At 70.2% G+C, this 22,691-nt stretch carries 17 protein-coding genes; 9 read left to right on the top strand and 8 right to left on the bottom strand.

Annotation, left to right across the window (positions count from 1 at the left end):
* The first annotated feature begins 1 nt into the window (after position 1).
* Positions 2-2,992, top strand: coding sequence for a bifunctional [glutamine synthetase] adenylyltransferase/[glutamine synthetase]-adenylyl-L-tyrosine phosphorylase (locus LPW41_RS09260; protein ID WP_230704660.1), 2,991 nt, complete (start codon positions 2-4; stop codon positions 2,990-2,992).
* Positions 2,993-3,034: 42 nt separating this feature from the next.
* On the opposite strand, the gene LPW41_RS09255 is transcribed toward LPW41_RS09260, so the two are convergent.
* The gene (locus LPW41_RS09255; protein WP_154096618.1) at positions 3,035-4,729 is read right to left on the bottom strand and encodes a long-chain-fatty-acid--CoA ligase; all 1,695 of its coding nucleotides are present in this window, start codon (positions 4,727-4,729) and stop codon (positions 3,035-3,037) included.
* A 129-nt stretch (positions 4,730-4,858) separates the two neighbouring features.
* On the opposite strand from LPW41_RS09255, the gene LPW41_RS09250 reads away from it, so the two are divergent.
* Positions 4,859-5,170, top strand: a complete 312-nt coding sequence (locus LPW41_RS09250) for a DUF2277 domain-containing protein (protein ID WP_144833593.1) — start codon at positions 4,859-4,861, stop codon at positions 5,168-5,170.
* A gap of 68 nt (positions 5,171-5,238) precedes the next feature.
* Here the strand turns inward: LPW41_RS09250 and phoA are convergent, their stop codons facing one another.
* A complete protein-coding gene (gene phoA / locus LPW41_RS09245) occupies positions 5,239-7,164 on the bottom strand; it encodes an alkaline phosphatase (RefSeq protein WP_222123931.1) in 1,926 nt (641 codons plus the stop codon).
* 161 nt (positions 7,165-7,325) lie between these two features.
* Between phoA and LPW41_RS09240 the strand changes: the two genes are divergently transcribed.
* The gene (locus tag LPW41_RS09240) at positions 7,326-7,721 is read left to right on the top strand and encodes a hypothetical protein (RefSeq protein WP_144833591.1); all 396 of its coding nucleotides are present in this window, start codon (positions 7,326-7,328) and stop codon (positions 7,719-7,721) included.
* Positions 7,722-7,804: 83 nt separating this feature from the next.
* Positions 7,805-8,770, top strand: coding sequence for a hypothetical protein (locus LPW41_RS09235; protein ID WP_230704659.1), 966 nt, complete (start codon positions 7,805-7,807; stop codon positions 8,768-8,770).
* Between the two features lie 184 nt (positions 8,771-8,954).
* On the opposite strand, the gene glnA is transcribed toward LPW41_RS09235, so the two are convergent.
* On the bottom strand, positions 8,955-10,379 hold the full coding sequence (gene glnA, locus LPW41_RS09230) for a type I glutamate--ammonia ligase (RefSeq protein WP_144833586.1): 1,425 nt from the start codon (positions 10,377-10,379) through the stop codon (positions 8,955-8,957).
* Positions 10,380-10,512: 133 nt separating this feature from the next.
* Here glnA and LPW41_RS09225 point away from each other — a divergent pair, with 133 nt between their 5' ends.
* Complete coding sequence (locus LPW41_RS09225) at positions 10,513-10,941, top strand: RDD family protein (protein ID WP_230704658.1); 429 nt, start codon at positions 10,513-10,515, stop codon at positions 10,939-10,941.
* Between the two features lie 45 nt (positions 10,942-10,986).
* Here LPW41_RS09225 and LPW41_RS09220 read toward each other — a convergent pair whose 3' ends face one another.
* Entirely contained in the window at positions 10,987-11,697 is a 711-nt protein-coding gene (locus tag LPW41_RS09220; protein WP_230704657.1) for a DUF4191 domain-containing protein, read from the bottom strand.
* 118 nt (positions 11,698-11,815) lie between these two features.
* Here LPW41_RS09220 and LPW41_RS09215 point away from each other — a divergent pair, with 118 nt between their 5' ends.
* Positions 11,816-12,835, top strand: coding sequence for a hypothetical protein (locus tag LPW41_RS09215; RefSeq protein ID WP_230704656.1), 1,020 nt, complete (start codon positions 11,816-11,818; stop codon positions 12,833-12,835).
* A gap of 17 nt (positions 12,836-12,852) precedes the next feature.
* Here LPW41_RS09215 and sucB read toward each other — a convergent pair whose 3' ends face one another.
* From sucB to LPW41_RS09200, 3 genes are read right to left on the bottom strand one after another with little or no spacing between them, the layout of a single operon-like run.
* On the bottom strand, positions 12,853-14,601 hold the full coding sequence (sucB, locus tag LPW41_RS09210; protein WP_230704655.1) for a 2-oxoglutarate dehydrogenase, E2 component, dihydrolipoamide succinyltransferase: 1,749 nt from the start codon (positions 14,599-14,601) through the stop codon (positions 12,853-12,855).
* Positions 14,602-14,655: 54 nt separating this feature from the next.
* A complete protein-coding gene (gene lpdA / locus LPW41_RS09205) occupies positions 14,656-16,029 on the bottom strand; it encodes a dihydrolipoyl dehydrogenase (RefSeq protein WP_230704654.1) in 1,374 nt (457 codons plus the stop codon).
* The gene (locus tag LPW41_RS09200; protein WP_230704653.1) at positions 16,026-17,492 is read right to left on the bottom strand and encodes a leucyl aminopeptidase; all 1,467 of its coding nucleotides are present in this window, start codon (positions 17,490-17,492) and stop codon (positions 16,026-16,028) included. Before LPW41_RS09200 ends, lpdA begins: the two co-directional genes overlap by 4 nt.
* Positions 17,493-17,577: 85 nt before the next feature.
* Between LPW41_RS09200 and LPW41_RS09195 the strand changes: the two genes are divergently transcribed.
* From LPW41_RS09195 to LPW41_RS09185, 3 genes are all read left to right on the top strand, one after another.
* Positions 17,578-18,504 carry a proteasome assembly chaperone family protein gene (locus tag LPW41_RS09195; protein WP_144833574.1) on the top strand — a complete coding sequence of 309 codons (927 nt, stop codon included), beginning with the start codon at positions 17,578-17,580 and terminating at the stop codon, positions 18,502-18,504.
* Positions 18,505-18,811: 307 nt separating this feature from the next.
* Positions 18,812-20,140, top strand: coding sequence for an RNA polymerase sigma factor (locus LPW41_RS09190; RefSeq protein ID WP_230704652.1), 1,329 nt, complete (start codon positions 18,812-18,814; stop codon positions 20,138-20,140).
* Positions 20,137-20,835, top strand: coding sequence for a coenzyme F420-0:L-glutamate ligase (locus LPW41_RS09185; protein WP_144833570.1), 699 nt, complete (start codon positions 20,137-20,139; stop codon positions 20,833-20,835). Before LPW41_RS09190 ends, LPW41_RS09185 begins: the two co-directional genes overlap by 4 nt.
* 789 nt (positions 20,836-21,624) lie before the next feature.
* Here the strand turns inward: LPW41_RS09185 and LPW41_RS09180 are convergent.
* Positions 21,625-22,647 carry a sugar-transfer associated ATP-grasp domain-containing protein gene (locus tag LPW41_RS09180; RefSeq protein WP_154096624.1) on the bottom strand — a complete coding sequence of 341 codons (1,023 nt, stop codon included), beginning with the start codon at positions 22,645-22,647 and terminating at the stop codon, positions 21,625-21,627.
* Positions 22,648-22,691: the final 44 nt, after the last annotated feature.

Here is a 22,691-nt window from a genome sequence, read left to right as displayed (position 1 = left end):
CATGACCTCGGGCGATCGGTCGACCGCGCTCACCGCGCTCGCCCGCACCGGCTTCTCGCGGCTCGCCGAAGCAGATTCCCTGCTCGGCGAGCTCGAGGAGCAGCTCGGTGTGGAGCGGGCGGATGCCATGGCGCTCGCGCAGCGCGTGGCCGACCCCGATCGGGCGGTGCTGGCGATCCTGCAGGTCGCCCGGCGCGACAGGGAGGCCGTTCGCGCGGTCTCAACTGACGCCGGCGCGTGGCGTGCCCTCTGGGATCTGGTGGGCGCGTCCGACGGGTTCGCGGAGTTCTACCTGCGTCATCCCGACGAGCTGGTGCACCTCTCGGGTGCCGGGCTCACCGTGCCCGACGAGAAGACGATGCGCGCCGAGCTTCTGGCATCCGTGCACGATGTCGACGGGTTCGCGGAAGACGCGACGGATGCCGCGTGGGTGGCGCTACGCGTGCGCTATCGGCGCTTGCTGGCCCGCATCGCGGCGTACGACCTCGGCCAAGACGACCCGGCCGGCGCGATCAGCGTCGTGTCGTCGGCCCTCGCCGACCTCGCGGGGGCGGCCCTGGAGGCGTCGCTCAGTGTCGCGCGTGCGCGGGTGAGCGGCGCGGGGCCCGGCGCGTTCCCGCGCGAGCAGGTCGAAGCAACGCGCTTCGCGATCATCGCGATGGGTAAGACCGGCGCGCGCGAGCTCAACTACGTCAGCGACGTCGACGTGATCTTCGTCGGCGGTTCGGCCGACGAAGAGGTGGTGTCCGAAGCCCGTGCCATCGATATCGGTACACGCCTCGCCGTGCAGACGATGCGCGGCATCTCCGGCGCCGAGATCGAGCCTCCGCTCTGGGAGGTCGACGCGAACCTGCGCCCCGAGGGCAAGCAGGGCGCCCTGGTGCGCAGCCTCGCCTCGCACGAGCAGTACTACGCGCGCTGGGCGAAGAGCTGGGAGTTCCAGGCACTGCTGAAGGCCCGGGCGATCGCGGGCGATGCGACGCTCGGCGCTGAGTACGTCTCCGCGATGCAGCCCCTGGTGTGGCACAGCGCGGAGCGCGAGAACTTCGTCGAGGGCGTCCAGCGCATGCGCGAGCGCGTCACCGACAACATTCCCGCGGCCGAGGTCAACCGTCAGTTGAAGCTCGGGCCCGGCGGCATCCGCGACGTCGAGTTCACCGTGCAGCTGCTGCAGCTCGTGCACGGCCTGACCGATGAACGCATCCGACAACGCGGCACGCTCGAAGCCCTCGACGCGCTGGTCGCCGAGGGGTACATCGGCCGCACCGAGGCCGAGGCCTTCGGCCGCGACTACCGCCTGCTCCGCCTGCTCGAGCACCGTCTGCAGCTGCGCGGCCTGCGCCGCACGGCGCTGCTGCCTGAAAAAGACGACGACCTGCGGGTGCTCGCGCGTGCGTCGCGGCTGGCCGACTCGGCATCCGGAGTGCAGGCCGTGTGGGAGGGCATCAAGCGCGAGGTGCGCGACATCCACGTGCGCCTGTTCTACCGCCCGCTGCTGTCGGCGGTGGCCGCCCTTCCCGAGGGCGAGCGCACGTTGTCGACCGCGCAGGCCCGCGATCGCCTCGCCGCGATCGGCTTCCGCGACCCGGCCGGCGCTCTGCGCCACATCGCCGCCCTCACCAGCGGACTGAGCCGCAAGTCGACCATCCAGCGGCACCTCATGCCGATCATGATCCGGTGGTTCGCCGACGGGGTCGATCCCGACTACGGGTTGCTGGTCTTCCGTCGCATCAGCGAGCGCCTCGGCAACACCCCGTGGTTCCTGCGGATGCTGCGCGACTCCGCCGGCGCGGCCGAGAGCCTCACGCGGGTGCTCTCGGGCTCGCGCTACATCGGCGAGCTGATGGAGTGGATCCCCGAGTCGGTCGCGTGGCTCGACGACGACGCGCTGTTGCGCCCGCGCTCGGGCAAAGCGCTCGAAGAAGAGGCGCGCGCGATCCAGACGCGCTGGCAGAACATCGACGACGCGATGCGGTCGGTACGTGCGCTGCGACGTCGCGAGATGCTCCGCGTCGCGATGGCGGCGGTGCTGGGCACGGTGTCGCTCGAAGAGCTGTCGGATGCGCTCAGCACGATCACCGAGGTCACGATCCAGGCGACCCTGCGGGCCGTCCGGCGCGTAGTGGTGCCCCCGGAAGACGACGACCTCGACTTCGCGATCATCGCGATGGGGCGCTTCGGCGGTCGCGAGCTCGGCTTCGGGTCGGATGCCGACGTGATGTACGTCTACCGGGCGAACGGCGTCGACCCGCAGCGCGCGAGCCAGTTGGCCCTCAAGATCGTCGCGGGCGTGCGCGAGCAGTCGGAAGACCACCGTCTGCCGCTCGATCTCGATGCCGAGCTCCGACCCGAGGGTCGCAGCGGCCCCCTGGCGCGCTCGCTCGACGCATACGCCGAGTACTACCGGCGCTGGTCGCTGTCGTGGGAGGCCCAGGCACTGCTGCGGGCGCGCGGTGTCGCCGGAAGCGTGAAGCTGATCACCGCGTTCATGGAGCTGGCCGACGAGGTGCGCTACCCGGTCACCGCCGACCAGAACGGGCTGCGCGAGATCCGCCGCATCAAGGCCCGGGTCGAGAACGAACGACTGCCGCAGGGCGCCGACCCCGCGCGTCACCTCAAGCTCGGCCCGGGGTCGCTGAGCGACGTCGAGTGGCTCGTGCAGTTGTTGCAGCTGCAGCACGCGCGCGCGGTTCCGGGCATGCGCACGACCTCGACGCTCGACGCGCTGAGCGCGGCGGCCGACGCGGGCATCATCGAGCACGACGCCGCCGACAAGCTCGCCGCGGCCTGGCACCTGGCCAGTCGCCTGCGCTCGGCGAACACCCTTCTTTCGGGCCAGACGAGCGACGTGCTGCCGGTCGACCGCGGGAAGCTCGACGGCATCGGCCGCATTCTGGAGTACGCGCCGCGCTCGGCGACGCAGGTCGAAGAGGACTACCTCGGCGCCACCCGCCGGGCACGCCGCGTGTTCGACAAGCTCTTCTACGGGTGAGTTCGGCCGATGCCGCATGCGTGGCATCCGCCGACCTCGACCTCACTTCATCAGACGCTCGCGCACCTCGCGCCGCAGGACCTTGCCGATCAACGAGCGGGGCAGGTCGTCGACCACGATGACCCGCCGCGGCACCTTGTAGGCGGCCAGGCGCGTCTTGCAGAAGTCGCGAATCGCTTCGGGCTCGAGCTGCACGCCGTCGCGCAGCACGATGGCGGCTGCGACGTCTTCTCCGCCCTGCGACTTCGGCAGCGCGACCACAGCGGCACCGGCGATGTCGGGGTGCGAGGTGAGCACGTCTTCGACCTCGCTCGGCGAGACGTTGAAGCCACCCGTGATGATGATCTCTTTCAAGCGGTCCACGATGGTGACGAAGCCGTCGGTCGAGACGGTCGCGATGTCGCCCGTGCGCAGCCATCCGCCCCGCAACAGGGTCTCGGCGGTGTCGCCCGGTCGGTTCCAGTACCCCTGGAAGACCTGGGGTCCGCGCAGAAGCAACTCACCAGCCTCACCGAGCGGTCGGTCGACGGACGGGTCGTCGGGGTCGACCACACGGATGTCGGTGCTCGGGAACGGCACGCCCACGGTGCCTGGACGACGTGACGGCCCGATGGGGTTGCCCAGCGCCACCGGAGACGACTCGGTCATGCCGTATCCCTCGACGAGCAGGCCACCGGTCGCGGCCTCCCACCGGTCGACGGTCGCGACCGGAAGACTCATGGCCCCCGAGATGGCGAAGCGCACGCTGGTGAGGTCGATCGTGCCGCGGGCGGCGGCGCGGGCGAGCTGGTCGTAGATCGGCGGAACGGCCGGCAGGAACGTCGGCGGGCTCTTCTTCGCCGCGGCGGCCACCAGCTCGAGGTCGTACTTCGGGAACAGCACGAGCTTCGCGCCGATGCTCATCGCGAAGGTCAGGCACAGGGTGAGCCCGTAGGCGTGGAACAGCGGCAGCACGCCGTAGAACGTCTCTTCGCCGTCATGCAGCCCCGGAACCCAGGCGCGCCCCTGCATCGCGTTCGCGCGCAGGTTGGCGTGGGTGAGCACGGCACCCTTCGGCGTGCCCGTCGTGCCGCTGGTGTACTGCAGCAGGGCGATGTCTTCGAGCTGCGGACCCCGATGCTTACGCGAGAGCGTGCCCCGCGTGAGCAGCTTCGCCCACGCCGTCGGGCGCTTCGAGGTGGGCGCGGCCGTGAGCTGCGCACGCGCGGCGCGCGCCTTGGCGACCGGCAGGCGCAGGGCGAGGCGTTTTCCGAGCGGAAGGGCGGCGGTGATGTCGACGCTGACGATGTGCTCGAGCGCGAGGTCGGAGGGGAACTCCGCGACGGTGTCGGCGATCTTGTCCCACACGATCGCGAACCGCGCGCCGTGGTCTTCGAACTGGTGACGCAGCTCGCGCTGCGTGTAGAGCGGGTTGTGCTCGATCACGATCGCGCCGAGCCGCAGCGCCGCGTAGAACGCCACGACGTGCTGCGGGCTGTTCGGCAGGATGAGCGCGACGCGATCGCCCGCGCGCACGCCGAGCCGACGCAGCCCCTCGGCCGCACGCGACACCTGGTCACCTAGTTCGCGGTAGGTCGTCGTCGCGCCGAAGAACTCGAGCGCGGTCTTCTTGCCGTACGCGGCAACGCTCGCGGCAAGCATCTCGGGCAGCGTCTGCGACGGCGCGTCGATGTCGAGCGGCACCCCCTCGGCGTAGGAGGTCGACCACGGACGCGAGGCGTAGGGGGAGTCCTGCATGCTCCCATCCTTGCGCGGACCTCCGACATCGCGGCGGAGGGGCGCCTGTGCGGATGCCGGGAACCCGGCCGGTCTGCATCGGGCCGGCGACACTGGCCATCAGGCGCGGACGGGCCTACCCTGGCGGGCATGTGCCGCAACATCGTCCCCCTGCACAACTTCGAGCCTCCGGCGACGGATGCCGAGTGCCACGACGCCGCGCTCCAGTTCGTGCGCAAGATCGTAGGCACGACGAAACCGTCACGGGCCAATCAAGAGGTCTTCGATCGCGCCGTCGCCGAGATCTCGGCATCCGTCCGGCATCTGCTCGACGACCTCGTCACCGCTGCCGCTCCGAAGGTGCGTGAGGAGGAGGCCGCCAAACGGCAGGCCCGGTCGGCGGAGCGCTACGAGGCGATCCGGGTGTTCCAGGAGCAGAAGCGTGCGGCTCGGGCCGGCTGAGAGCTGACACGACGACGCGACGCCCGCCCTCACCGCGAAAGCGAGGACGGGCGTCGAGCAGGAAAAGCTCAGACGAACTCGGTGTGGCGACGACGACGCGAACGCAGGTACGCGCCGACCGCGAGCAGACCCGCCGCGAGCACCGCGGCACCGATCGGCAGGGCCGCACCCGTCGTGGCGAGGGGCGATCCGTTGCCGCCCTGACCGGCGCCCGTGCCGGCACCGGCACCGGCGCCCGCCGACTGCGAGGGCTCAGGCGTGGGGGCCGTCGTGGGAGCCGTGGTCGGGGCCGGAGCCGCGGCCGCCGACACCGTGACCGAGGTGGTCTTGGTCGTGCCGGTCTGCGTTCCGCGGACCGAGACCTCGTAGGTGCCCTCGGCGTCAGGTGCCGTCGCCTCGAACCGGGACGATCCCCGCAGCGCGTCACGCTGGCCGAGGTCCGCGGCATCCGTCACCGCACCCGTGAGCTGCCAGTCGGCCGCGAAACCGTCGGCCGCCACGATGAAGGTGTCGCCGGGGCGCACCTCCGACGGAACCGACACGGTCGCCTCGGCGCTCAGCGCGGCGAGGTTCTGCTCGAGCGCGAGACCGTTCGCGGCGGTGAAGAACAGGTCGGTCTGATCGGTCAGGCCCACCACGTTGGCCGCGCCCGGACCGTAGCCCGCGATGCGCACCTGCGCTCCGGTGTGCTGCTGCGAGCCACCCTCGGGCGAGGTGCCGTAGGCGACGATCATCGGCTGGCCGTCGGCGGTCAACAGGTGCGTGTTCAGACCGGGGATGGCCGAACCGACGATCTGGCTGGTGTGGGCGTGGTCGGCGGTCACGACGACGAGGGTGTCGCCCTGGGTGCGCGCGAAGTCCATCGCGACCTGCACGGCCTCGTCGAGGTCGACGGTCTCACCGATCTGGCCGCACGCGTTGGCGGCGTGATCCTGCTTGTCGATGCTCGCGCCCTCGACCTGCAGGAAGAAGCCCTCGTCACCGTCGAGCAGGTCGATCGCCTTCGAGGTCAGGGATGCCAGCGACAGTCCGCTCGCGAGACGCTCGGGGTTCTCGGTGCACGACACGGCCTCGGGCAGGTCGCCGCCCGCGGTGAGGTCGGTGGCCTCGGGCCCGTTCCACCGCACCGGGAAGTTGCCCTCGCTGAACAGGCCGAGCAGCGGCTGGTCGGCGTCGGCCCCGGTGACCGCGTCGAGGCCGGCGGCGTCATCGACGAGGGTGTAGCCGCGGTCCTCGGCCTGGGCGAACAGCGTCTCGCCCTTCCAGGCGCCGGCCGCGGCGGTCTGCGTGAAGCTCGCCGCGCCGCCACCCAGGGTGACGTCGGGGCGCACGTTCAGCAGCTGCTCGCTGATCGAGCCGAGGCCGCCGTTCTCGAGAGCCTCCGACGAGCACTTCTCAGTGGTCTGCTCGGGGCCGTAGCAGCCGCGCGCCGAGATGTGCGCGATCTCCGCGCCGGGGGTCGCGTCCTGGATCTCGGCGGTCGAGACGTTGCCCGTCTTCAATCCGTTCGCTTTCGCGATCTCGAGCAGGGTGGACTGCGGCTTGTTCTGGAAGTCGACGCTGAGGCGACCGTTGACGGTCTTGGTGCCGGTCGACCAGGCGCTGGCCGTCGAGGCCGACTCCGAGGCGTAGTTGGGCTGACCCTGCTCGTTCACCGAGTAGGTCGTGTACTGACCCGTCAGCGGCAGCGCGTCGATACCGGCGAAGCGCCCGCCCGCACCCTCGGCGTAGTTGCGGGCGACCGTGATCTCGGAGTCGCCCATGCCATCGCCGATGAGCAGGATGACGTTCTTGGCGGGGCCGTCGACGATCGACTCGCGCAGCGCGTCGGTCATGTCGCCGTCGTTGCGCGTGGCGCCGCCGTGCTCGGCCACGTCGCCGGGGGTCGCCGCGAGGGCGGGGGCGGCGAGCATCGCCACCGAGGTCGAGGCGGTCAGCGCCACCGCGACCGCGGCGGCGGCCGTTCTGAGGCGTCGAGAAGTGCGTGAGTCCATGGGGGAGTCCTTCGTCCTGTCGAGGCGGTCGTCGACCGCTGTTCCAGACCATCGACGTGAGGGCACCTCAGCCCCGCGCACAGGTGAAGATCAGGTGTCCGATCGGTTGCCACTCGTCCACTTCGGCTCGGTGCGGGGGAGCCGTCCGTAGGCTCGCAGCGATGACCCCCGCCGCCTCGCCTCCCCCCGGCCGGCGCGCCGTCGAGCGCGCGGTGCGGCTGCTGCTCGCGCTGTTCCTGCTGTGCAGCGCGTGGGCGACCACGCACGTGGATGTCGATGCCGGCGATCACGAAGGCACGGCCCACGCGGCCGTCACCGTGGGGTCGTTGGCGCACGCCGACTCGGACGGCGCACCGGCGGTCGATCTCGTCCCTCCCGTCGAGGCGGATGCCGTGCACAGCTCGACCGCTGACGGCACCACGGTCCTCGTGCTCGCTCTGGCCGCCGCGGTCGCCGTGGTGCCGTTCGTCACCCGGCGCGGACCGCGTTCGGTCGACGTCCCCGACGCGCCCCCGCCGCGGCATCCCCTCTCCCTCTCCTCCGTCTCCCGTACCTGATCCGACACGCAGCCGCCCCTCCGCGGCTCGACGGTCGTCACCCGATGGCCGGTTCCCTGTCGATTCAGCTTCGGGAGACCCCCATGTCCGCTGTTCCCGCGATACCTCGTGCCGTCCGTTCCTCGCCGCGCGGTCGCCGACAAGTGCGCCTGGCCGCCGACGACCTCGCCGAGATCATCGAGCTCGCTCTCGCGAGCCCCGGGCCCTCGACGGTCGCCACTCTCGAGCAGATCGCCGGTCACGACAGCGACGGCGCGAGCGAGGTGATCGCGCGGATCCTCGCCCGCACCCGCCCCACCCCGCGTCGCGCTGCCGCCGGTCGTGGCCCGCGCCGCGGCATCCGGATCGAGGGGGTCGTGCCCGCGGGCCTCAGACCCCTCGGCGGAGCCGACGCGCCCGCGCGAGCCGACGGGACCATCAGCGTGGTCGGCGACCCCGGAACCGGCAAGTCCACCCTGATCCGCTGGACGGCGCACCGTCGCGCCCGCCCGCTCGCGACAGTCGACCTCGACGGCGACGAGGCGGTCGATCAGCTCGTCGACGGGGTACGGCACGAGGTGGGTCCCGGCATGACCGTCGCACTGCTGAACGCCCACGGGCGCGAGCCCTCCGCCGTGGCGAGTCTTCTGGCCGCCATCCCGCGGGGATGCCTGACCCTGGTCGAGACAACGGTTCCGGATGCCGTGCCCCCGACCGACCACATCATCACCGTCGAGCTTCCCTCGGTCGACGCGATCGCCGAACTCCTGCACACCGAGGTCGACGGACTCGACCCGCGCGAAGCCCGGATTCTCGCCGCGCTCAGCCTCGGTGAAACGCCCCGCGCGCTCGTGCGCGGGATCGAACGCGCGCGCCGCTTCGCCGCGACGACCACCGTGCCCGGGGCCCGGGCGCTGCGCACGGTCACGCAGGAGAGGTTCGCGGCCCTGCCGCCCGCACGACGTCGCGCGGCCGCCGAGGCGCTGCTGCGCGACGGTCAGCTGAGCCAGCGGGCGGTCAGCGAGCTGACCGGTGTCAGTCGCGACACCCTGCGGCGCTGCGCGGTCTGAACCGGGCGGCGTGCGGCGTCACCGTCGAGTGCGCGCGGAACGGCATCCGGAATCGAGTGCCGAGCAACCGGCGTGTGCGAGGGGAGCGTCCGGTGACGCGCGTGTGAAGACACCCCCGCCGAACGCGGCGACGCCCGCCCCCGCGAAACGGCGGGGACGGGCGTCGACGTGGATGATCGGGCGATCAGACCCCGAAGTACAGCTCGTACTCGAAGGGGTGCGGGCGCTGGGCGATCGGCTGGATCTCGTTCTCGATCTTGTACTCGATCCAGGTGTCGATGAGCTCCTGCGTGAAGACGCCACCGGCGAGCAGGAACTCGTGGTCGGCGCGCAGAGCCTCGAGCGAGTCGAGCAGCGAGTTCGGAACCTGCGGGATGTTCCTGGCCTCTTCGGCGGGGAGCTCGTAGAGGTCCTTGTCGACGGGCTCGTGCGGCTCGATGCGGTTCTTGATGCCGTCGATGCCGGCCATGAGCTGCGCCGCGAACGCGAGGTACGGGTTGCCCGAGGCGTCGGGAGCGCGGAACTCGATGCGCTTGGCCTTGGGGTTGGTACCCGTGATCGGGATGCGGATGGCCGCGGAGCGGTTACCGGCCGAGTACACCAGGTTGACCGGCGCCTCGAAGCCCTTCACCAGACGGTGGTAGCTGTTGAGGGTCGGGTTGGTGAAGGCGAGGACGGCGGGCGCGTGCGCCAGCAGACCACCGATGTACCAGCGGGCGACGTCGGAGAGTCCGCCGTAGCCGGTCTCGTCGTAGAACAGCGGCTTGCCGTCGTTCCACAGCGACTGGTGCGTGTGCATGCCGGAGCCGTTGTCACCGAAGAGCGGCTTGGGCATGAAGGTCGCGACCTTGCCCCACTGCTCGCAGGTGTTCTTGACGATGTACTTGAACTTCAGGATGTCGTCGGCCGCGTGCAGCATCGTGTCGAAGCGGTAGTTGATCTCCTGCTGACCACCGGTACCGACCTCGTGGTGCGAACGCTCGAGCGCGAAGCCCGCCTCGATCAGCTTGAGGGTGATGTCGTCGCGCAGGTCGGCGGTCTTGTCGACCGGCGAGACGGGGAAGTAGCCGCCCTTGTAGGGGGTCTTGTTGGCGAGGTTTCCGCCTTCTTCTTCGCGACCGGTGTTCCAGGCGCCTTCTTCGGAGTCGACAGAGTAGAAGCTCGAGTTCTGCTTCACCTCGTAGCGGACGTCGTCGAAGATGTAGAACTCGGCCTCGGGGGCGAAGAACGCGGTGTCGGCGATGCCGGTGGAGGCGAGGTACTTCTCGGCCTTCTTGGCGACCTGACGCGGGTCCTTGCCGTAGATCTCACCGTTGCGGGGGTTGTAGATGTCGAAGATCATGACGAGGGTCTTGGCCTCGCGGAACTGATCGACGTACGCGGTCGTCACGTCGGGGATCAGCTGCATGTCCGACTCGTGGATGTTCGCGAACCCGCGGATCGACGAGCCATCGAACAGCTGTCCGACGGTGAAGAACTCCTCGTCGACGGTCGAGGCGGGGATGTTGAAGTGCTGCTGCACACCAGGAAGATCCGTGAAACGGATGTCGAGGAACTTGACGTCCTCGTCCTGGATGAACTTGAGCACCTCGGACGAATCTTTGAACATGAAGACTCCAGAGGTAGAACATTCGGGATCATGCCGGCCTCGGCCAGCCTCCTCGACCCTACCCAGAACCGGTGTCCCGGTCATATCTCGCGTGTTTCCGGGATGTTACGTCGGCCCGATTACGCTGGATGCCGTGACCCTCCCCGCAGAGAACGACTATCCGGGCCAACGGCTCGGCCTTCCCCGCGAAGGACGCGGCTCGATCGCGCGCCCGGGCCGGAGGATCGCCGCCCTCCTGATCGACGTGGCGAGCGCGGGACTCATCGGGTTCGCCTTCTTCTCCGCCCCCGACCCGGTCACGGGAGTGCCGTTCGCGAACCCCGTCGCGACCAACCTGATCTTCTTCGCCGTGCAGATCCTGTTCATCCCGCTCATCGGCGGAAGCCCCGGGCACCGGATCATGGGGATGCGCCTCGAGCTGGCATCCGGAGGCTGGGTCGGCCTGTGGCGCCCGATCGTCCGCACGATCCTTCTGGCCCTGATCATCCCCGCGGTCGTCTTCGACTCCGACCAGCGCGGCCTCCACGACAAGGCGGTCGGAACGATCCTCGTCCGCAGCTGACACGAAACGGCCCCCGCCTGAGCGGGGGCCGTCATCGTATGGGGGTCAGCGCGGGCGCGGAGCGCGCATCTTGGTGGGGTCGACGCCCTTGGGGATCGGCAGCGACGACAGGCCCTGCGACACCGACGACACGCGCTTGATGACGGCGGCCATCGTGGAGCGGTCGACCTTCTTGGGCAGCGCCTTGATGGTCGAGGCGAGCTTGGCGATCGGCACCTCGTCGTCGCCGTGACCGACGTAGAGCACCGTGACCGGCACACCGGCGGCCACGCGCAGCACGCGCGAGCGCTCTTCGCCGACCAGGCGGGTCAGGCGGCTGCGGTTGCCCTCGCCGATCAGCACGACGCCACCGCGGCCGATGGCGCGGTACAGCGCCTCCTGCGTGCGCGGGTTGACGCCGACGGGCGCCTCGGAGGCCTGCCAGTTGCGGCCGAGCGACGACGACAGCACGTGACCGGTCGCGCCGGGCATGCCGTCGATCTTCTTGTACATGGCCGTCGTCGACAGGCGGGTCATCGTGATCATGCCGGCCAGGATGCCGGCGAGCAGACCGGTGACGGCCCACAGGATGACGCTCCACACGGCCAGCGGCGGGATCAGGAAGCCGACGAGAACGCCGAGGGCGATGCCCACCAGCACGATGCCGGCGAGCAGGAAGGGCAGCCACTTGTACTCCTTCTGCGTGAAGGCGTACAGGGTTTTCAGCTGCGAGAAGAAGCCCGGACGCTTCTCGGGCGTGGTGGTGCGAGCGGCCATGGTGACGATTCTATCTTCGACGCGGACTCCTCCTCCCCAGTGCGCGAATCGGCCCGATCGTCCACGGATCGAGGGGGCGGCTCCGCGCGGCCGAGGGGAGGTCGGCGACCATCGGCGCATGAGCACCGCCACGGCATCCGTCCTCGTCGAATCCTTCGACGCCTACCTTCGGCGGCGCGCCCTCAGCGCCGTCGCACTCGTCCCCGGCGAGGCCGTGACCGCCGCCGTCGGGCTGCTGCGCGGCTGCCGCGCCGTCGTCGGAAGGATCGCGGGCACCACGTGGTGGCTCACGGCGGAGGGGCGCCCCGTGGCCATCCCCGACGAAGCCGGAGGCGATCCCATCGAAGAGACGGCGTCGTGTCTGGAGCGATTGACGGATGCCGCCGGAGACGACGACACGCGAGGCCTCTTGGTCCGCGCGCACGAGACGGTGCTCACGAGACCTCCGCGGGAGTGGGACGCCCTCGAACGGCGGCTGTTCGCGCACGCGACGCCCGAGCCGCTCGTGCTGGGGCCGCTGACCCCCGCGCACGTCGCTCCGCCGTCTCCAGGCGTTCGCTTGGACGAGGGCGAATCGCCGCTGACGCTGCGGCTCGTCGACGCTGATCTGGCCGAAGCCGTCCGTGAAAGTCTCGCCGAGCTGCGCACGCGGTGGCGGTCTTCGCCACGGATGCGTATGGCGCTGATCGGTACGGCGACGGCGGCCGTCCTCACCGTCACCCTGGCAGTTCTGCTCCCGACGGGCGAGCAGCAGCCCGCGTCGGCGACCGCCACGTCAGTCGTGGCGGATTCGCCGACGCCCACCCCGACCGTCGTGCTGTCGACGGCCGAGCCCACCGACGAACGCCTTCCTCTCATCGACGACGTGATCGAGGGCGCTCGCGCGCTGTTCGGCGAGATCGACGCCTGCCAGGACGAACCGGCCTGCGTAGCGGCTCACGAGGAGGACTCGTCGTTCCCGCGCGAACCCCTGCTGCCGATGGCCGCGGCGGGGCAGATCTCATTGATCGACGACTTCGGGGGAGTGGCCGTCGTCTCGCTCGAGAGCGCCGACGTCACGCAATACGTCACGCTCGTGCGCCAGAAAGACCGATGGCTGGTCCGCGCCGTCAGAACGGTCGCGGACCAGCCATCATGAGCTGGTGCTCGGTGGGATCAGATCCCGAGGTCGCCCTCGAACTGCGCCGCCTCGAGACGGGCCTTGACCGTGCCCAGGAAGCGGGCGGCGTCGGCACCGTCGATGATGCGGTGGTCGTACGACAGGGCCAGGTAGACGTACGAACGGACCGAGATCGCGTCCTTACCGTCGACCGAGACCACACCGGGCTTCTTCACGACGGCACCGAGGCCGAGGATCGCCGACTGCGGCAGGAACACGATGGGCGTGTCGAACAGCGCGCCGCGCGAACCGGTGTTGGTCAGCGTGAAGGTGCCGCCGGCGAGCTCGTCGGGCTTCAGCTTGTTGTCGCGCGTGCGGGCGGCGAGATCGGCGATCTCGCGAGCCAGTTGGGCGATGTTCTTGTCGCCGGCGTCCTTGACGACCGGGGTCAGCAGGCCGCGCTCGGTGTCGACGGCGATCGACACGTTCTCGTGGGCCGGGTAGACGATCTCGTCGCCCTCGACCGTCGAGTTGATGATCGGGTAGGCCTTGAGGCCCTCGATCGCGGCGATGGCGAAGAACGGCAGGAACGAGAGCTTGTCACCCGTCTTCTGCTGGAACTCGCCCTTCATGCGGTCGCGCAGCGCCGACAGCTTGGTCACGTCGACCTCGACGACGGTCGTCAGCTGGGCCGTGGCCTGCATCGACGCGACGGCGCGCTCGGCGATGACCTTGCGCAGACGCGACATCTTCTGCGTCGTGCCGCGCAGGGGCGAGACCTCCTCGGGAGCGGGGGCGGCCGGGGCCGACGCGGCGGGAGCCGCAGCGGCGGGAGCCGACTTGGCGGCCTCGGCGGCCTTGAGCACGTCTTCCTTGCGGATGCGTCCACCGACGCCGCTGCCCTTGACCGAAGCCAGGTCGACGCCCTGCTGCTGAGCGAGCCGACGCACGAGCGGGGTGACGTAGGTCACGTCGTCGTTGGACGACGCGGCCGGAGCGGCGGCAGCCGGAGCCGCGGCGGGCGCGGGCTGTTCGGCGGGCTTCTGCTCGGCGGGCTTCGCCTCGGCGGCGGGGGCGGGCTGCTCGGCCGGCTTCTCCTCCGCGGCGGGCGCGGGCTGCTCGGCCGGCTTCTCCTCGGCGGCCGGGGCGGCGGGCGCCTCGGGCTGCGCGGCCGGAGCGGCACCGCTGCCGATGCGGGCCAGAGCGGCGCCGACGTTCACGGTCTCGTCTTCCTGGACGAGGATCTCCTGCAGCGTGCCGGCGACCGGCGACGGGATCTCGGTGTCGACCTTGTCGGTCGAGATCTCGAGCAGCGGCTCATCGACGGCGACGTCGTCGCCGACGGCCTTCAGCCAGCGGGTGACGGTGCCCTCGGTCACGCTCTCGCCGAGCTCGGGGAGCTTGACCTCGGTCGAGTCGCCGCTCGCGGCGGGCGCCGACTCGGCCGCGGGCTGCTCGGCGGCGGGCTGCTCGGGAGCGGCCTCTGCGGGGGCCGCCTCTGCGGCGGGAGCAGACTGCTCCTCGGCCGGGGCCTCCTGCGGGGCGTCGTCGGACGAGGCGGCGCCGGAGCCGTCACCGATCTTCGCCAGGACGGCGCCGACCTCGACGGTCTCGTCTTCCTGCACGAGGATCTCTTCGATCACGCCCGAGACGGGCGAGGGGATCTCGGTGTCGACCTTGTCGGTCGAGATCTCCAGCAGACCCTCGTCCTCCTGGACGGTGTCACCGACCTGCTTGAGCCAGCGGGTGACCGTTCCCTCGGTGACGCTCTCCCCGAGAGCGGGGAGGACGACGGAAGTGCTCATGAATATGTCTCCTTCGTACCGGATGCGGTATCTAGCTTAGTGACCGGTTTGTGGTCAGAGTGCGTGCAGCGGCTTGCCCGCGAGTGCCAGGAAGGCCTCGCCGAGCGCCTCGCTCTGCGTGGGGTGTGCGTGGATGAACGGGGCGATGTCTTCCGGATGCGCTTCCCAGCCCACGGCGAGCTGGGCCTCCGAGATGAGCTCGCCTACGCGGTCGCCCACGAGATGGGCGCCCACGACGGGGCCATCGACGCGGCGGACGATCTTGACGATGCCCGAGGTGCCGATGATCTCGCTGCGGCCGTTGCCCGCGAGGTTGTACTCGTACGCCTTCACGGCCTCGGATCCGTAACGATCCTGAGCCTGCGCCTCGGTGAGGCCGACGGAGGCCACCTCGGGGTGCGAATAGGCGACGCGCGGAACGTCGACGTCGGAGACCAGCACGGGGGAGAGCCCCGCGATCTCTTCCGCGACGAAGATGCCCTGCTGGAACCCGCGGTGGGCCAGCTGGAGTCCGGGGACGATGTCGCCGACGGCCCAGACGTGCGGGGCGGCGGTGCGCAGGCGCTCGTCGGTCTGCACGAAGCCGCGGTCGAGCACGACGCCGGCCTCCTCGTAACCGAGACCGGCGGTGACCGGACCGCGACCGACCGCGACGAGCACATAGTCGGCGACGAGTTCGCTGCCGTCGTCGAGCGTCACCGTCACGGCGTCGGCCGTCTGGGTGAGCGTGTCGTAACGGCGACCGAGCTGGAACGCGATGCCGCGCTTGCGGAACGCGCGCTCGAGGGCCTTGCTCGACGAGACGTCCTCGGCCGGCAGCAGGTGCGGCAGGGCTTCGACGATCGTGACGTCGACGCCGAACGAACGCCAGACGCTCGCGAACTCCACGCCGATCACGCCGCCGCCGAGCACCACGACGCGGTCGGGGATGACGTCGAGGTCGAGGGCCTGCTCGCTGGTGAGCACGCGTCCGCCGATCTCCAGGCCGGGAAGGCTGCGGCTGTACGAGCCCGTCGCGAGGATCACGTCGGTGCCGCGGTACACGTCGTCGCCGACACGGACGGCGGGTCCAACCTCGAGCGAGCCCTCTCCCGACACGACACGGATGCCGCGGGCCGAGATCAGTCCCTCGAGGCCCTTGAACTTCTTCGCGACGATCCCTTCGCGGTACGACCGCACGCGCGCGGGGTCGATACCGCCGAAGGTGGCGTCGACGCCGATCTCCGCCGCGCCGCGGGCGGCGTCGGCCACCTCGCCGGCGTGCAGGAGCGCCTTGGTCGGGATGCATCCCCGGTGCAGGCACGTGCCGCCGAGCTTGTCCTTCTCGACCAGCACGACGTCTTTGCCGAGTTCGGCGAGACGCAGGGCCGCCGCGTAGCCGCCGCTGCCGCCGCCCAGGATGACGACGTCGGCGGTGTGGTCGGTCATCGCGCGCCGCCCGCGGAGATCATCTCCACCAGCGAACGCACGGTGGCGCCCGTGACGCCCTTGTCGGTGTACCCGAAGGGCGCCGCCTTGTTCATGCCGACGCCGGCGATGTCGAGGTGCACCCAGGGGATGCGAGGCGCGTCGGCCGCATCGGACACGCGACCGACGAAGTGGCGGAGGAAGAGCCCCGCGAACAGCGATCCACCGGCGGGGTCGCCGATCTTCGCGTTCTGCAGGTCGGCGATGGGGGAGTCGAGGTCGTCGACCATGTGGTCGGGCAGCGGCAACTGCCACGCGAGCTCGGCGGTGCGCGCCGACGCCGCGAGGTACTCGGCCACGGCCGCTTCCTCGCCCATGACGCCGGTGTGGCGGTTGCCGAGGGCGACGGTGATGGCGCCCGTGAGGGTCGCCACGTCGACGATGAGGTCGGGGTTCTCGCGGCTGGCCGCGGCGAGACCGTCGGCGAGCACGAGGCGCCCCTCGGCGTCGGTGTTGAGCACCTCGACGGTGGTGCCGTCGAGGGTGCGCAAAACGTCACCCGGGCGCGTCGCGCGACCCGACGGCATGTTGTCGGCGATGCACAGCCAGGCGCTGACCTTGACCGGCAGCTCCATCTCGGCGGCGGCCTTCAGCACGGCGAGGACCGTGGCGGCTCCGCACATGTCGTACTTCATCCCGACCATGGATGCCGGCGGCTTCAGTGACAGCCCACCGGTGTCGAACGTGATGCCCTTGCCGACGAGGGCGACGTGACGCTCGGCGCCGGCCGGCGCGTAGTCGAGGCGCACCATGCGCGGCGGGCGGTCGGATCCCTGCCCGACGCCGAGGATGCCGCCGTAGCCGCCCTCGCGGAGAGCGTTCTCGTCGAGCACCTCGACCTCGACCGGCAGGCCCTTCACGGCCTCGACGGCCGCGTCGGCGAAGTCGGCGGGTCCGAGCCACTCGGCGGGGGTCGTCACGAGGTCCTTCACCAGGGCCACGGCGCCCGAGACGGCGGCAACGGCCGCGATGTCTGCGTCGGACGGGGCGTCGGTGCCCGTGACCGTCACCTGGGTGGCGCGGGGCTTGGCGGACTTCTTCTTGTAGTCGGCGAACCGGTAGCCGCCCAGAGCGGCTCCTTCGGCGAGCGACTTCCAGGCCGAGGCGACCAGCGACTGCACGGCGACGTGCGCGAAACCGGTGAGCTGTCGCAGCCCCGTGCCCGCGGCATCGCGCAGGGCGGCCTCGCTCGGGTCGGTGCCGGCGCCCGCGACGGCGACCGGGGTCGACACACCCGGAACGTGCACGCGCTGGAACGAGCCGGCCGCCCCCGTGAACCCCACCGCCGACAGTGCGGCGAACAGTCCGGACCAGCCGTCCGGATCGGGCGCTCCTTCCGAAACAGTCGGGACGATCAGGAGGATCGCGTCGGCATCGGATTCGAGGGAGGGGGCGGAGGTGTACGCCACGGAGGGGAACGGCATGGGATCCATCCTAGGTTCGCCCGTGTTCGCTAGCAGCGGGACGCACCGCCGCCGACGCATTCGCGACCGCTCGTAGAGTGGAAGCATGCCCTCATCCGTCCCGCTGTACGACCGCGCCCCCGCGGCGCCGCCCGTGCCGTCGGGCCTGCCGCTCGTGATCGCTCTCACCGGGTTCACCGACGCAGGCGGGGCCGTGTCTCGTCTGGTGGAGTACTTCCGAGACGACCTTCAGCCGAACCCCGTGTTCGTCTTCGACAACGACGCCCTCCTCGACTACCGGGCGCGTCGGCCGGTCATCACCTTCGTCGAAGACCACCTGACCGACTACCGCCCCGCGCGCCTCGAGCTGTCACTCGCGCACGACTCGCTGGGGCACCCGTTCCTGCTGCTCGCCGGCTACGAGCCGGACTTCCTCTGGGAGGCCTTCGCCGAGACGGTCCTCGAACTGTCGGCGGGTCTGCAGGTGTCGTCGGTCAGCTGGGTGCACGCGATCCCCATGCCCGTCCCGCACACGCGCCCCATCGGCACCACCGTGAGCGGCACGCGCCCCGACCTCGCCGAGGCCCACTCCGTCTGGCGTCCGCACACGCAGGTGCCCTCCACCGCCGGACACCTGCTCGAATACCGCTTCGCCGAGGCGGGCGCCAAGGTCGCCGGCTTCGCTCTGCTCGTTCCGCACTACCTCGGTGACACCGAGTACCCCGCCGCCGCCTTGGCCGGGCTCGACAGCCTCACTGTGGCGACCGGCCTCGTCTTCTCCGGCGAGGTGCTGCGCGAAGAGAACCGCGAGTTCATCGCCAAGGTGACCGAGCAGGTCGAGGGCAGCGACGAGCTGACCCGCATGCTCGAGGGACTCGAGGAGCGCTACGACGCCTACATGGCCGGCTCCACCTCGGCCACCCCGATCATCCACACGGGCGACCTGCCCAGCGCGGACGAACTCGCCGCGGAGCTCGAGCGCTTCCTCGCCTCGCGCCCCGGCGACGACGACCGCCGCGGCAAGCTCGGCTGAACCCGGCGGCGAACATCCCGGATGCCGGGGGACTCGGCATCCGTCACGCTCTTCTCCCGCAGCGGCAGGCGGTGCTCTCGACCTGACCTGACCGACGGGAATGCGCGGGGGCGCGCAGACGTTGTCTACGCATAGATCCCCGGTCCACGTCAAGTCCCGGTCTGGGGATGTGAGACAATGAAGAACCTGACCCGTTGTCACCCGGTCCAGGAGCCCCGCTCCTCGGCTCGGGACTTGACAAGGGTCTTACTAGTGTCCGAGAACGACCGGCGGCCGTGCAACGTACGTTCCCGGTGAAAGGCGAAACGTGGCAGGCACGACAACCAAGACCCGCTCCCGGAGTGCGAAGGACACCGAGCTCGAGAACTCCGAGGAGACCGTGACGGCGTCGACGACGACGACCGCGAAGAAGGCTCCCGCGAAGAAGGCCCCCGCCAAGGCCAAGGCTGCGCCCGCGAAGGCGAAGACGAAGGCCAAGAAGGACGACGGCCTCGAAGACGAAGAGGACGCCGAAGTCGAAGCCGACGTCGACCTCGAAGTCGACGACACCACCGACGCCGACGATTCCGACGACGCGGCCAAGCCCGACGCGAAGAAGACCGACGACGACGATGACGACGAGACCCCGGCGGCGCCCGCCGAGGCTCTTCCCACCGGCGCGATCGTCATCTCGTCGAGCGACGAAGACGACGTCCCCGTTTACTCCGCGCAGATCACCGGCGCCACCGCCGACCCGGTCAAGGACTACCTGAAGCAGATCGGCAAGGTCCCGCTCCTGAACGCGGCCGAAGAGGTCGAGCTCGCGATGCGCATCGAGGCCGGTCTGTTCGCCGAAGAGAAGCTGTCGAACATGTCGGCGGCCGAGAAGACGGGCCAGCTCGGGCTCGACCTGCAGTGGGTCGCCCGTGACGGTCAGCGCGCCAAGAGCCACCTGCTCGGCGCCAACCTCCGCCTCGTGGTCTCGCTCGCCAAGCGCTACACCGGTCGCGGCATGCAGTTCCTCGACCTCATCCAGGAGGGCAACCTGGGCTTGATCCGTGCGGTCGAGAAGTTCGACTACACCAAGGGCTTCAAGTTCTCGACCTACGCCACCTGGTGGATCCGTCAGGCGATCACCCGCGCCATGGCCGACCAGGCCCGCACCATCCGCATCCCGGTGCACATGGTCGAGGTCATCAACAAGCTCGCGCGCGTCCAGCGTCAGATGCTGCAGGACCTCGGTCGCGAACCCACGCCCGAAGAACTGAGCCGCGAGCTCGACATGACCCCCGAGAAGGTCATCGAGGTGCAGAAGTACGGCCGCGAGCCCATCTCGCTGCACACGCCCCTCGGTGAAGACGGAGACAGCGAGTTCGGTGACCTCATCGAGGACACCGAGGCCGTCGTCCCCGCCGACGCGGTGGGCTTCACCATGCTGCAGCGCCAGCTCGAGTCGCTCCTCGACTCGCTCAGCGAGCGCGAAGCGGGCGTGATCCGCATGCGCTTCGGCCTCGGCGACGGTCAGCCCAAGACCCTCGACCAGATCGGCGACACGTTCGGCGTCACGCGCGAGCGCATCCGCCAGATCGAGTCGAAGACCATGGCGAAGCTGCGTCACCCCAGCCGCTCGCAGTCGCTGCGGGACTACCTCGAATGAGCGCGGAGGCCAACGCCGGCAAGGCGCTCACCGTCACCGTCGAGGGCACCTCGTACGCCCGCATTCCGATCCGCACGCGGGTCGTCATGCCGGGCGACGACCTCGACGCGTTCATCCTCGAGTACGCGAAGGATGCCGTGCAGCCGGGCGACCTGCTGTTCGTCACCGAGAAGATCGTCGCTATCACGCAGGGGCGATCGTTCAAGCTCGACACGATCAAGCCCCGCAAGCTCGCGCTCTTCCTGTCGAAGTACGTCACCCGCACGCCCTACGGCATCGGCCTGGGCATGCCCGAGACGATGGAGATGGCGCTGCGCGAGTGCGGAACGCCCCGCATCCTGTTCGCCGCGGCCGTCTCGGCCGTGACCAAGGCGTTCGGGCGCAAGGGTGACTTCTACCGCATCGCGGGCGACAAGGCGCGCGCGATCGACGGTCCGACCAAGGGCACGATCCCGCCGTACAACCAGGCCGTCGTGCTCGGACCCGAGCGCCCCCGCGAGGTGGCCGCCCGCCTCAAGTCGCTGCTCGGCGGCGACCTGCAGGTGGCCGTGGTCGACATCAACGACCTGGGTGGCAACATCCTCGGCTCCACGATGGACAAGGCCGGCGAGAAGCGCCTCGTCGCGATCCTCAAGGACAACCCGCTCGGTCAGGGCCACGAGTCGACCCCGCTCGGCATCGTGCGCCACACCTGAGACACCTCGTCGGAAGGCCCGTCCCGTTCGCGGGGCGGGCCTTTCGCGTTCCCGGATGCCGTCACCTCGACAACCGAGGTGGCTGGGCCTGTCGAAGCCAGGGACCTCCCAACCGAGGTGGCTGAGCCTGTCGCACCCCCCGGACCCTTCGACAAGCTCAGGGACCTCCCAACCCAGGTGGCTGAGGCTGTCGAAGCCACCGGACCCGACGCCAGCCCCGGACCCTTCGACAAACTCAGGGACCTCCCAACCCAGGTGGCTGAGCCTGTCGAAGCCACCGGACCCCACGCCCTCCCCGAACCCAGGTGGCTGAGCCTGTCGAAGCCACCGGACCCCACGCCCTCCCCGAACCCAGGTGGCTGAGCCTGTCGAAGCCACCGGACCCACGCCGGCCCCGGGCCCTTCGACAAGCTCAGGGACCTCCCCAACCCAGGTGGCTGAGCCTGTCGAAGCCAGGGACCTCCCAACCGAGGTGGCTGAGCCTGTCGCAGCCCCCGGACCCTTCGACAAGCTCAGGGACCTCCCAACCCAGGTGGCTGAGCCTGTCGAAGCCACCGGACCCGACGCCAGCCCCGGACCCTTCGACAAACTCAGGGACCTCCCAACCGAGGTGGCTGAGCCTGTCGAAGCCACCGGACCCCACGCCCTCCCCGAACCCAGGTGGCTGAGCCTGTCGAAGCCACCGGAGCCCAACGCCGGCCCCGGACCCTTCGACAAGCTCAGGGACCTCCCGCACCGAGCAGAAGAGGCCCGGCCCCACGCGGGGGACGGGCCTCTCGGCATCCGGGATCAGAACCCGATGGCGGCCTGGTAGCGCGGCTTGTGTCCGGTGCGGATGCCGGTCACGCTCGGCTTGTTCTCGTACACGCCGGCGCCCCAGTTGCCCTCGACGAGCACAGGGCCGTCGGGGCCGACGACGATGTCCCAGCCGACGTACTGCACCTGCGGAACGACGCGCGCGACCTCGTCGACGAACGCCTTGACCTCGTCGATCATCGGCAGCTGGAAGTCGGCGATGCGCGCGCCCGAGTCGGGATGCAGCTCGTGCACGTGACCGTGCGAGTCGTAGCCGGCGCCCAGGGCGTGGCCGTTCTCGTCGAGCATCGTGTAGAAGCCGCCGAAGGTCATCTGGTCGCTGACCGCGCCGCGGCCGAACTTCTGCGCCATGGCGAGGATGTGGGTCTTCTGTCCGTCGAAGAACGCGGTGACCCGGGTGGTGTTGACGGTGCCGGGGCAGACGGCCGCGAGGTCGTCGTGCTGGCGGATGACTTCTTCGACGAGGATTTCGCCGCGCTCGAGCAGTCCGCGGTGGAAAGCGCTCCAGTCGTCGACCTCGGCCGCGTGGTAGCGGTGCACGCCGGTGCCGGCCTGACCGACCGGCTCCTTCGTGACGATGGTGCCGAGGCGCTCGGTGAAGGCGCGCAGGTCGTCGGCGTTGCCGGCATCCACCACCATCCACTCGCGGCGCAGGAACTCGCTGAACTTCCGGTCGAACTCGACCTTGTCCTGGAACAGGCCGCGGTAGTCGGGGTGGTCGTACTTCTGCGAGATCTGGTTCGACACCGGGTGCGTCATGTACGTCGAGCGCTCGGCGGGGGTGAGGATCGCGAAGTCGTAGTCGATGTAGTCCTGGAAGCCGACGTTCTTCACACCGGCCTGGTAAAGCATGTCGGCGACGACGAGCGGCAGGGCCTTGCCGTGCTGGCTCGAGGCCTCTTTGGCTCGTTCGACGACCGAGCCGACATCGATGCGGCGGGCGCGTCCGGCGAGGTAGCGGAGGCGCGTGACGGGGGAGAAACCCTTGTGAGGCATGAGGCTCCGGGGTCGGGGATCACGGACCTCGTTAGTCTAGAGGG

The organism is Microbacterium sp. JC 701 (assembly GCF_021026215.1).
GTDB classification, from domain to species: domain Bacteria; phylum Actinomycetota; class Actinomycetes; order Actinomycetales; family Microbacteriaceae; genus Microbacterium; species Microbacterium algihabitans.
Note: the sequence above shows the minus strand (reverse complement) of the source record. Positions and strands in the feature narration are given on the sequence as shown.